Annotated in this window: 9 protein-coding genes and 1 tRNA gene; 8 read left to right on the forward strand and 2 right to left on the reverse strand. The window is 41.8% G+C overall.

Annotated elements, in window-relative coordinates; translation table 11 throughout:
• The first annotated feature begins 835 nt into the window (after positions 1 to 835).
• From B5F78_RS02125 to B5F78_RS02135, 3 genes are read left to right on the forward strand one after another with little or no spacing between them, the layout of a single operon-like run.
• Positions 836 to 1,690, forward strand: coding sequence for an alpha/beta fold hydrolase (locus tag B5F78_RS02125; RefSeq protein WP_087405836.1), 855 nt, complete (start codon positions 836 to 838; stop codon positions 1,688 to 1,690).
• A gap of 50 nt (positions 1,691 to 1,740) precedes the next feature.
• A complete protein-coding gene (locus B5F78_RS02130; RefSeq protein ID WP_239473402.1) occupies positions 1,741 to 2,157 on the forward strand; it encodes an RNA polymerase sigma factor in 417 nt (138 codons plus the stop codon).
• Positions 2,147 to 2,737, forward strand: a complete 591-nt coding sequence (locus B5F78_RS02135) for a hypothetical protein (protein ID WP_087248845.1) — start codon at positions 2,147 to 2,149, stop codon at positions 2,735 to 2,737. Before B5F78_RS02130 ends, B5F78_RS02135 begins: the two co-directional genes overlap by 11 nt.
• A 323-nt stretch (positions 2,738 to 3,060) precedes the next feature.
• Here B5F78_RS02135 and B5F78_RS02140 read toward each other — a convergent pair.
• Positions 3,061 to 3,147: transfer RNA gene (locus B5F78_RS02140), tRNA-Ser, on the reverse strand.
• 526 nt (positions 3,148 to 3,673) lie between these two features.
• Between B5F78_RS02140 and pflB the strand changes: the two genes are divergently transcribed.
• Positions 3,674 to 5,896 carry a formate C-acetyltransferase gene (pflB, locus tag B5F78_RS02145; RefSeq protein ID WP_022039928.1) on the forward strand — a complete coding sequence of 741 codons (2,223 nt, stop codon included), beginning with the start codon at positions 3,674 to 3,676 and terminating at the stop codon, positions 5,894 to 5,896.
• Positions 5,897 to 5,993: 97 nt separating this feature from the next.
• Entirely contained in the window at positions 5,994 to 6,725 is a 732-nt protein-coding gene (gene pflA, locus B5F78_RS02150; RefSeq protein WP_087405838.1) for a pyruvate formate-lyase-activating protein, read from the forward strand.
• Positions 6,726 to 6,897: 172 nt separating this feature from the next.
• Here the strand turns inward: pflA and B5F78_RS02155 are convergent, their stop codons facing one another.
• On the reverse strand, positions 6,898 to 7,524 hold the full coding sequence (locus B5F78_RS02155) for an HU family DNA-binding protein (RefSeq protein WP_087405839.1): 627 nt from the start codon (positions 7,522 to 7,524) through the stop codon (positions 6,898 to 6,900).
• 611 nt (positions 7,525 to 8,135) lie between these two features.
• Here B5F78_RS02155 and B5F78_RS02165 point away from each other — a divergent pair.
• The 3 genes from B5F78_RS02165 to B5F78_RS02175 are packed head-to-tail and all read left to right on the forward strand — an operon-like array spanning position 8,136 to position 11,375.
• On the forward strand, positions 8,136 to 9,416 hold the full coding sequence (locus B5F78_RS02165) for a hypothetical protein (RefSeq protein WP_140399996.1): 1,281 nt from the start codon (positions 8,136 to 8,138) through the stop codon (positions 9,414 to 9,416).
• Positions 9,417 to 9,423: 7 nt separating this feature from the next.
• A complete protein-coding gene (locus B5F78_RS02170) occupies positions 9,424 to 9,927 on the forward strand; it encodes a hypothetical protein (RefSeq protein WP_087405842.1) in 504 nt (167 codons plus the stop codon).
• A gap of 5 nt (positions 9,928 to 9,932) precedes the next feature.
• Complete coding sequence (locus tag B5F78_RS02175) at positions 9,933 to 11,375, forward strand: tubulin-like doman-containing protein (RefSeq protein WP_239473438.1); 1,443 nt, start codon at positions 9,933 to 9,935, stop codon at positions 11,373 to 11,375.
• The last annotated feature ends 2 nt before the right edge of the window (positions 11,376 to 11,377 follow it).

An 11,377-nucleotide genomic window follows, 5' to 3' on the forward strand; every position in this document is an offset into this window, starting at 1 on the left:
CGGTTTTACCGTTTTAGTACAAGCATATAAAAGAAGTGCCCACGGCGATGGCAGTGTCATTTATGACATTGTGGTCGCTGTTGGCTTTTCTTTTGCTTGTACTGTTTCTGAAATCGGCTTTTAGTAGGCAGAAAGCGTTTTTGGGATTTTATGGAGAAAATGGGTTTCTGACTACGATAAATAAAGCAAAAATAGGTTGGGCGATAAAAAGGAGGTGAAACCTTCTTCACCGTTGAGTAACTTCTGTAATAAGCATTAGTCATGGAATAGCATGGCTTGCGGTTATAGGTGTTACTCCGGTGTATTGCCTTAAAATGGACTTTGGAGATTTACAGAAAAGTCGGTTTTAAGGCAGTGGTCTTTCTGAAAAATGAAACAACAAATTGAAATACAATGTATAATACGTTATTAGAGAACTAATTAGAGGTCTGAACTTTAATCCATACCGATTTGATTTTGAAAAAAATAGGATAAAAGTTTGCTGTTACAGAAAAAGTGTGTATCTTTGCAACCGTAATGATAAAACGTGCAGACATTGTTAAGTCACATTAGGACATAATCAGTCAAATGTTTGTTACATATTCGTTACAGAAAAGATATACGGTCGTTGTAACAATTTGAAAATCAAATTGTGGACATTTTCGGGTTCGAGTCCCGTACGCACCGCAATAAACATTGAAAATCAATGTTTTGCAAAACAAACACCCGATTTTACACCCAAGAATGTAAAGTCGGGTGTTTTTTGTATTATTTAGGAAAAACACCGAGCGAAAAATCACTTGATTTTTGTAACATTCTACATGGTTTCGTATCTAAATGGAAAAAGAATAAAATCATGAAGAATTTAATTTGTAAAGTCGGGCTGCTGTGTGTCGTGTTATTGGGAATCATAGATACGGGCTTTGCTCAATCATTTTCCGTGCAACGTGTAGGTAATGGGAAACAAGCTATTATTCTGATTCCTGGCTTCGCGTGTTCTGGCGAAGTATGGGAACAGACGGTTGATAGCTTACAAAACAATTACAGTTGTTACATTCTAACGATGCCTGGATTTGCAGGTATTCCTCCCGAAAAGAATCCGTCCTTTGATAGTTGGGCAAAACAGATTATTGGGTTCATTCAAAAAGAAAATATAAAAAATCCTATACTCATAGGTCATAGTATGGGTGGTGGCTTGGCTCTTTATATAGCATCAAACCAGCCAAATTTAGCCAAAGGCATTGTCGTTGTAGATGCACTCCCTTGTTTGGCGGCTCTTTATAATCCCGATTTTCAGACTAAAAAGATTGCTCCCGAAGAGTTTGACGAGTTTGAATCTCAAATGCGCAAGATAGGTGAGGAGCAATTTTACAGGCAAGCCTATATCAGCGCAACATCGCTTACGAGTGATTCGCTTCGGTATGACAATCTCGTCAAATGGAGCTTATCAACTGACAGAACGACTTACGCCCATATGTATTATGAGTATTCCAACATAGATTTAAGACCCATTATACCAAGCATTTCCGTTTCAACATTAGTTTTGTTGGAGTATCCTTTTAAGAAAATAGCCCCTATGATTGAGCAACAGTTTGGAAATCTGCCGAACATCCGGTTGGAATACGCGAATAAAGGATTGCATTTCATTATGTTTGATGACTGGGAATGGTATATACAACAGATTATGGACTTTTTAAATGACAGACCGTGAGTTTCGAGTATTTATATAAGGTCTATTGGGATAAGGTCTTCCGATTATGTATGGGCTATTTCAATGATTATTCTTTGGCGCAAGACTTGGCACAAGATGTCTTTGTCCGTGTGTGGCAATATCTTCCCACTTTCAAAGGTGAATCATCCGTAGGAACGTGGATTTTTCGTATTGCCACAAACATTTGTTTGCGCCAAAGAGAGCGTCAGAATAGTATTTCTCAAGCAGAAGTCCCATTGAACCTGTTCGCTAAAGAACCGAGCGATAATTCATTACAGGTGAAAACTCTGTATGAAGCCATAGCCGAGCTTCCGGAAATGGACCGCTTGGTTATTTCACTTTATCTCGAAGAGTTGAAACAAGCGGAAATAGCTCAAATCACAGGCCTGTCGGAAGCAAATGTACGTGTAAAGATACACCGGATAAAATCCACATTAGCAAAAAAAATACGTAATAATGATGAATGATATAGATATAAAATCCTTATGGAAAGGACAGCAGGCACCTGTTGCAGATTTGTCTGCCATACGCAAAAAGATAAAACGTTTCAGATTACGCAGAATCGGAGAGGCTTATGCCGTCATTATGCTTATGATATTAGCCATTGTCTTTGGAGCGGTTATCTGGATATGTTGGACACCCTTGCTGACGGTCACCAAAGTGGGCATTACTTTGTTGTCCATAGGCTTTATGCTGCCGGCTTTATCCTACGGCAGACTCCTTCGGCTTTATTATGGACTAAAAATTGATAGTACCAATATTGACTATATAGATAATCTTTTAAGAATAAAAAAGCGAGAATACAGACAGCAGCATCTCATCTTGAACTTATATTTTTTCTTTTTGTCAATTGGTTTTGCACTCTATGGATATGAATATACATTTTTCCATTCGTTTTATTGGGGGATAATTGCCTATTCTATTCTGTTGCTGTGGATTGCTCTAAACTGGTTTGTGTTCCGACCGCGTATAATAAGAAAACGCAATCACAAGTTCTACGACTTTATGAGGTACATTGAAAGTCATAGGGAACAGCTATTAGAATAGGTATTGTCTTTGGGACAAACACATAAAAAGACAGATACATTCTCATTTACTGTAAGCATTCGATAAACTACAAGTTTTAAACCTTTATATACAACAATAGCGACTGTCACTATGAACCTAATAGTTTCAGTCGCTATTATTTTGTTGAACCTATATGTTGCATATGGCATTAGTTGTCAGATACCCCATGTTGTTTTGTCAAATATTAAAGGTTCCTAAGTGTCATTTTCCTATAGGACTTCTGACCATAAAAAAAAGACCTACAAATCAATAATTTGCAGATCCCTATCCTATCACTGTCCATTTCTGTCCAGTAGTTACAGCGGAAGCTGGGGGATTCGAACCCCCGGTACGGTAACCCGTACGGCAGTTTAGCAAACTGCTGGTTTCAGCCACTCACCCAAACTTCCGTTTGTTTGTGTCATTTTTGAAAACACATTTTCTCTCAAATGCGGTGCAAAGATAGATGGAGTTTTTGACTTGTGCAAACTTTTCACGCACTTTTTTTGCACTTTTCGCATAGTCCTCTCGGTAAGAAAAAGACAGAATCAAGATAGAAAGATCAATCAATGATACAAAAATAAAGAGAAAACTGCTGCTTCCCCAAAATCAATTAACGTTCATATTGCAATGTATCATCAATAGACCTGTCGGGATTAGGCATCAAATATCCCCAAATCTTTCTTCCTGATAAATTAGGAAGAGAATTATGAAACTGTTTCGAACTTATCGTGCGATGATTTGGGGTGAATTTTTGAGGCATTTCCGTTTGTGTGATGAGAAAGATAGCGGGTCATCTGTGTGTAAATGAAAGGACTGCAACCCTCCATGTGCTTATCCCCATTTTCAGGTATTGCGCCGTATCGGGATTTTCCGTACCTTTGCATCCGTTTTTAGGAAAAACAAGTATATCACATTTTAATTATTTCTTGCCTTATGACAATGAATTTCAAACCGGGACGTTGGAATCATCACGTCGACGTCACCGATTTCGTAAAGACTAACATTACTCCTTATGTGGGCAACGCATCTTTCCTGACCGGTCCCACCGAACGTACCAAAGCCGTATGGAACAAATGTCTGGAAGCGCTTGCCGAAGAACGTGCCAACAACGGCGTGCGCTCGCTCGATCCGTCTACCGTCTCTACTATCACGTCGTTTGCTCCAGGATACATCGATAAAAACAATGAAGTAATCGTCGGTCTGCAGACCGACGAGGTGCTGCGCCGTGCCATCAAGCCCTTCGGAGGCATCAAGGTCGTAGAGAAAGCTTGCCGCGAAAACGGAACGGAAGTAGACCCGAAGGTAAAGGATATATTCACGCATTACCGCAAGACGCACAACGATGGTGTATTCGATGCTTATACTGAAGAAATCCGATCATTCCGCTCGCTGGGATTCCTCACCGGACTTCCCGACAACTACGCACGCGGACGAATCATTGGTGACTACCGCCGCCTTGCTTTGTACGGACTGGACCGACTGATAGAAGCGAAGCAGGACGACCTGCGTCACCTGACCAGCCCGATGACTGATGAGCGCATCCGCTTGCGTGAGGAAGTGATGGAGCAAATCAAGGCTTTGAAAGAAATAAAGATACTGGGAGAACAATACGGACTCGATCTGAGCCGTCCGGCCGAAACGGCACAGGAAGCGGTACAATGGGTATATATGGCCTACCTGGCTGCCGTGAAAGAGCAAGACGGAGCAGCAATGTCGCTAGGCAACGTGTCATCATTTCTCGACATCTACATCGAGTATGACCTTGCTCACGGAACATTGGATGAAGCACACGCACAGGAACTGATTGACCAATTTGTCATCAAACTCCGTATGGTGCGCCACTTACGTATGCAGGCGTACACTGATATTTTCGCAGGCGACCCCACATGGGTAACCGAGTCCATCGGCGGACGCTTCAATGACGGACGGGTGAAAGTGACAAAGACCTCCTTCCGCTTCTTACAGACACTGTACAACCTAGGGCCTTCGCCCGAACCGAACCTGACCGTGCTCTGGAGCCCGCAGCTACCCGAAGGCTTCAAGGATTTCTGCGCACAAGTATCCATCGATACATCTTCCATCCAGTACGAAAACGACGACCTGATGCGCGAGGTGCGCGGTTCGGACGATTACGGTATTGCCTGCTGCGTGTCGTATCAAGACATCGGCCGTCATATCCAATTCTTCGGTGCACGCTGCAACCTGGCCAAGGCACTCTTGCTTGCCATCAACGGCGGACGTTGCGAAAATACGGGCACAGTGATGGTGAAAGATATTCCGGTATTAAGTAACGATGAGCTGAATTTCGAGGAAGTGCTTGCCAACTACAAGAAAGTACTGAAAGAGATGGCGCGCGTATACAACGACGCGATGAACATCATCCATTACATGCACGACAAATATTATTACGAGAAAGCGCAGATGGCCTTCGTTGACACCGACCCGGAAATTAACCTGGCATACGGAGTGGCCGGTATGTCAATCGCAGTAGACTCGCTTTCTGCTATCAAATATGCCAAGGTAAAAGCACGCCGTAACGATATCGGACTGACCGAAGGTTTCGACATCGAAGGCGAGTTCCCTTGCTTCGGGAACGATGATGACCGCGTGGACCATTTGGCGGTAGACTTGATTTATTACTTCGACGAAGAACTGAAAAAGTTGCCCGTCTACAAACACGCCAAGCCGACACTCTCCATCCTGACCATCACCTCAAATGTGATGTACGGCAAGAAAACAGGCGCCACCCCTGACGGACGTGCCAAAGGAGTAGCATTCGCCCCTGGAGCGAACCCGATGCACGGGCGTGACAAGAACGGAGCCGTAGCATCACTCAGCTCGGTGGCAAAATTACGTTACCGCGACTCACAGGATGGTATCAGCAACACGTTTTCCATCGTTCCGAAATCACTGGGTGTAGACCGCGAAAGCCGCATTGAAAACCTGGTGACATTAATGGACGGATATTTCGTAAAAGGGGCACACCACCTGAACGTGAATGTGCTGAACCGTGAAATGCTGGAAGACGCGATGGAGCATCCTGAAAAATACCCGCAACTCACCATCCGCGTATCGGGCTATGCGGTCAACTTCATCAAACTAAGCCGCGAGCACCAGTTGGAGGTTATCTCACGCAGTTTCCACGAACGGATGTAAAATAGTTTAACAATTGGACACGGGACACAAGGTGACCTGATTATCCACAAAGAAGCTCAACACCAGTGCGTCTCCGTGTCCAAAGTAAAAAATAATAATGGCAATAAAAGTACATTCATACGAATCGTTGGGCACTTACGACGGGCCTGGCATCCGTCTGGTAGTCTTTTTGCAAGGGTGCAACTTCCGGTGCTTGTATTGTGCCAATCCCGACACCATCAATCCGCAAGGTGAAAGCAAGGCCACGGATCCCCAAGACATTTTGCGGATGGCAACAAATCAAAAACCTTTTTTCGGCAAGAAAGGCGGCATCACCTTCAGCGGAGGAGAACCTACGATCCAGGCAAAAGACTTGATACCTCTGTTCCGGATGCTGAAGAAAGAGGGCATTCATATCTGTCTGGACACAAATGGAAGCATCTGGAACGAAGATGTGAAGGAACTGCTGACACTGACCGACCTGGTACTGCTCGATGTAAAGGAATTTAATGATATACGCCATCGCCGGCTGACCGGTCATAGCAATGCCCAAACGCTGGAAACGGCTGCCTGGCTGGAAGCTAACGAAAAGCCCTTCTGGTTGCGTTACGTGCTAGTTCCAGGCTACAGTTCATTTCGTGAAGACATCAAGGCTTTAGGAGCCCATTTCCATCCTTACCGGATGATAGAACGAGTAGAAATCCTGCCTTACCACACACTAGGCGTTCATAAGTACGAAGCAATGGGTCTGGATTACCAATTAAAAAAAGTTCCTCAAAATACACCCGAAGAACTGGAGGAGGCCCGGATACTGTTCGAAACATACTTTATTAAAGTCTATGTTAACTGAAGGAAGCTCTATGTAGCAAACCGGTGTAAAATAACTGTTTTACCACAGAGGACACAGAGACACACAGAGCCTTTTGACTTTTTTCCTCTGTGGTACCCTGTGTCCTCTGTGGTGAGAAAATACACAAACTTGTACCGAGCATGATATAATCGCTTCCTACTTTATTGGAAAATTAGAGCTTGTCATCCTGTCCCTTACGCTTCACATACACCCGGTGAGGAGCGCGCCCCTTGATGTCGATAAGGTGCGCCTTCACCCATTTGTCCAGGTCCTGCCACGCCTTGTTCCTCAACAGTCCGGTCAGCTCCCCGTATTCGGCGCGGGTGATGTACGGATGCTCTTCCAGATACGCCCGAAGCATGTCAAGCCGCTCTTCTTCCGTATAACGGCTGGAACTTTGCTTGAACTTCTTCCACGAAGGGGCACGCAACACCTTCCCGCAGCATTGCTTCGAGAACTGTTTGGATACCGTCACCCTCACCTTATCGAAACGGATGGACTGGGCATGTATATCTTCTTTATCGTACACCTCCGCGTCTGCCTTGAGCGAGACCGAGGCCGTGCCGATATTCCCTATCTGCACACGGTATCCCTCCGAAAGGAGTTGCGTGGTCCAGTATTCTATCTCTTCCATCACGGCAAGGATATTCCCTCTGGTCAGTCCGGAATGGCTGGCGATTTTCTCGACAAGCTGATCAAACGTAACGGTCTGGTAGGCAACCATCTTCGGATAAAGTTTCGGAGCGTTTTCCGCATCGCCCGCAAAGGGCACAGGCAACAAATCATAAAGAGCACTCATCGTTTTGTTTTGATTAAGGTTAATAATCCGTTTGCTTATCACTTGGTTTTACGTCCTCCGTACCGGGGATGTACATCCTCCGATGCAAGGACGTACATCCTCGGCAGCAAGGATGTATATCCCCGCATCGGAGGACATAAAACCAAGCCTGTCACAAAGATAATACGAGACGAAAGCAAAGTCAAGTATTTGGAGGATTATTTGAAAATAATCAAGTCCGGAACAAGCATTTCCATTTATCTAACCATCCGATTCAATGACAAATATTTTACCCAACAAAATTTCTTGATTCGTTTGATTTATTCGTAACTATTGCTTACTTTTGTTGCAGCGAGCAGGCAGAAGCGTCTGCGGCTCACTATTTTGTGGGAAAAATATTATGTGAGAAGCGTCATGCTTCATTCTTGCTCTTGAAAACCTAGGAAATTTTCATGATTGCACAAGGATGGACGTTGGCGGTTCCCACGCTGTATAGCGTGGGTCTGCTGTCTATTTACCAATGTGCAATGGGTTTTCCTAGGACCTTCAAGAACGTGGAGATAGCACGCAGTTCCACGCTTCTTTTTTGTTAACTTTGATAGCCTTTGGGAACTGGAAGACACGCAAAGAAGATGAATAAATTGTTTAGGGTTATAGGAAGCTTGTTGGCAATTATGTTGTTGGTGGTAAGTTTTTATTGTACTGATGATAGTAGTAGCAAAACTGTGACTTCCTCTGAAGGGACGACACGCATTCAGATTCAGCCAATTCAAGATATAAATATATACCTTGAAAATTCAGGAAGTATGGATGGCTATGTCAAAGGAAATACTGGGTTTGAACAATCTATTTATGCTTACTTGACAGAGTTGCAAATCGGGAAGTTGGTGGACACCTTGAATCTGAACTATATAAATAGTCAAGTGATACCTTTAGGACATGATGTAGAAAAGTTTATCCATAATATTGAACCGGCAGATTTTAGAAAACATGGAGGAAATTTAGGCACATCGGACATAGCTATTGTACTTGATTCGATATTGAAACGGCACCATGAACATGATATTTCCATATTTATATCCGACTGTATTGTTTCTCCTGGAAGCAAATATGCTTCTTCGCCACAAAATCTGAATAGTTATTTATTAGAGCAACGTACAAAGATAAAAAAGTCTTTTGTGCAATCTTTAGAACGTTCGAAAGGAAACTTATCAGTCGTTATCTGCCAGTTGACATCTTCGTTCGATGGTAAATTCTATAACAAAGTTGACTATCCAAAATATTACAAGGGAAACCGCCCTTTTTATATCTGGATAATCGGAAGCACTTCACATATTAAACAAATGCTGGACAAAGCACCATTGGAATCTTTGAAAGGGAACGGGGCAGATTTGGATAACGTTTGTACGTTGGTTTCTTCATCTAAGGGATTTGATTATAGAGTTTTGCTTACGCCGAGGTTGGGGAGTTTTGACTTGGATAGAACTGCTCCGAAGACAACCATCTGTGATATCCGGAAAGAGAGCAAAGGGCAACAGAAAGGGATGTTTATGTTTTCGGTTGGGGTAAATCTGAATCAGTTGCCATTGGATAAAAGCTATTTGACGGATATCGCGAATTATGAAATCAGCAATAAAGATTATACTTTGTCTGTAAAAGAACAGAAAACAGGACACTATCCTTACATCTTTAATTTGTCTTCTAAAATTGCTTCTCGCGGAAAGATTTCTATTACGTTGAAAAACCGATTTCCGCAATGGGTGGAAGAGAGAACAGACCTATTAGGAGATGATTTGGTGAAAGACAATGCTACCGATAAGACATACGGATTGAAATATTTGATCGAAGGGGTTTACGAAGCCTTTAAAAGCCGTCAGGAGAATTACGCTGAATTTAAAATAACAATAAAATGAAATAGTTATGGGAACTTTTTTTGAATTGCTTCTAGGCAATATGTATTGCTGGTTTAAGTCGTTCTATTCGGATTACTTATCACAATATCTGTGGGGCTACAATCCTGCATCAGGCACGTATGATTTAGAATTGAGGTATAACACGATAGGACTTTATACTTTGATCATTTCTTTTGTGATAATGGCGTTATATTATTATGTGATAGATCATCCACGATTCTGTAAATGGTGGAGTTGGTTGATTATGGCAATAATCAATAGTGTAATAGCTTTGTTTGTAGGTTATTATTGTGTACTCTCTGATTATAATGCCGGAAAGATTCCCGATGAATTATTGTATTTAAGGAATAAAAACGGTGAAGTGGTTCAAAATTTAATTTCTATTCCCAGCGAATGCTGGAATTTCGGTATAAGCAATATGATTATGGCTTTTATTTTCTTTTTGGTATTATCACTCCTGTTCCACTGGTGGAGCCGTGTGGCAAAATATTCTCCTTTCATTAAATTTTAATAAGCATGAAAACATATATCTTTTGCATTGGAGGCACAGGTGCACGTGTAATGAAAGCCCTTGCCATGTTGTTGACTACAGGAGTAGAAATAAATACAGATGAAATCGTTCCGATATTTATCGATCCGGATGCCTCAGCGGCAGATTTAACCCGTACCATTTCTTTTTTGCGGGAATATAAGTATATGAACGGACAGCTTCATTTTTCCGATGATATAAAAAATCGTTTTTTCAAAACAAGAATCAGTGAAATGATTCCGAATTATCGTCTGGAATTATCGAATACACGAAATGACCGTTTTCGTAAGTATATGGGATTCGATTCATTGGATATAGCCAATCAAGCATTAGCTTATATGCTATTTTCGGAAAAGAACTTGGATTCAGATATGGAAGTCGGTTTTAAAGGTAATCCCAATATTGGTAGTGTGGTATTAAACCAGTTTGCGCAATCGGATGCTTTTAATGATTTTACCAATAGTTTCCGTCCGGGTGACCGTATTTTTATAGTCAGTTCTATTTTTGGGGGTACAGGTGCCAGTGGTTTCCCTTTGTTGTTGAAGAATTTACGAGGTATAAATATGTCGCTGCCTAATGCAGGGAACATCAAAGATGCGCCAATTGGTGCTATAACGGTTTTGCCTTATTTTAATTTGGCTCAAAGCCAGGATGGGACGAATGACATAGACAGTTCTACTTTTATTTCTAAAGCAAAAGCTGCTTTAGAGTATTATAATAAGAATATCAGCGGAAACAATTCTTTGAATGCTTTTTATTACTTGGCAGATGATATTTACGACACGTATGAATATAGCGAAGGTGGTACGACTCAAAAAAATAAAGCGCATATCATAGAGTTATTAGCAGCATTGGCTATCGTAGATTTTTGCAGTATGGATAATAATGTGCTTCAGTCCTCAAAAGGAAAAGCGTTGAATCCGATTTATAAAGAATTTGGTGCGGCTTCGGGTGATGAAGATATGATATTTTCCAGTTTCTATGATGATACACGTGATATTATCCAGCGTCCGATGACTGAATTTACATTATTCTGTAAATTTTTGAATGAACATTTGAATTCATCTAAATCATTGAAGTGGGCAAAAGGGAAGCGTCCTTTTGATGGAAATTTCTTTAATGGGAATTTTTTTAAGAGCCATTTAGTAAAAATAAAAGAAAACTATTTGCAATGGTTAGATGAGATGGCTTCCAATCATAGAGGCTTTGCTCCTTTCCATTTAGAGGAAATGAAAAAAGATGTTTTTGGTTTTGTGGCAGGAGTGAAGCCAAGCAAGGTAATGAACTATCGGAGTAATTATGATTTGTTCGATTATTGCCTTTGCGATTTGGAGCCTAAAGTTTCTAACAACCTAAACACAGAAGAACGCTTTATAGAATTATTCTATCGGACGGTTAACAAATTAGTAACAGATAAAAAATTAGCATAGTT

The organism is Bacteroides sp. An279, from assembly GCF_002159615.1.
GTDB lineage: Bacteria > Bacteroidota > Bacteroidia > Bacteroidales > Bacteroidaceae > Phocaeicola > Phocaeicola intestinalis.

Excerpts from the sequence above, each read along its gene's own strand:
- B5F78_RS02125 (WP_087405836.1), top strand. The coding sequence starts at position 836 with ATGAAGAATTTAATTTGTAAAGTCGGGCTGCTGTGTGTCGTGTTATTG.
- B5F78_RS02130 (WP_239473402.1), top strand. The coding sequence starts at position 1,741 with ATGGGCTATTTCAATGATTATTCTTTGGCGCAAGACTTGGCACAAGAT.
- B5F78_RS02135 (WP_087248845.1), top strand. The coding sequence starts at position 2,147 with ATGATGAATGATATAGATATAAAATCCTTATGGAAAGGACAGCAGGCA.
- pflB (WP_022039928.1), top strand. The coding sequence starts at position 3,674 with ATGACAATGAATTTCAAACCGGGACGTTGGAATCATCACGTCGACGTC.
- pflA (WP_087405838.1), top strand. The coding sequence starts at position 5,994 with ATGGCAATAAAAGTACATTCATACGAATCGTTGGGCACTTACGACGGG.
- B5F78_RS02155 (WP_087405839.1), bottom strand. The coding sequence starts at position 7,524 with ATGAGTGCTCTTTATGATTTGTTGCCTGTGCCCTTTGCGGGCGATGCG.
- B5F78_RS02165 (WP_140399996.1), top strand. The coding sequence starts at position 8,136 with ATGAATAAATTGTTTAGGGTTATAGGAAGCTTGTTGGCAATTATGTTG.
- B5F78_RS02170 (WP_087405842.1), top strand. The coding sequence starts at position 9,424 with ATGGGAACTTTTTTTGAATTGCTTCTAGGCAATATGTATTGCTGGTTT.
- B5F78_RS02175 (WP_239473438.1), top strand. The coding sequence starts at position 9,933 with ATGAAAACATATATCTTTTGCATTGGAGGCACAGGTGCACGTGTAATG.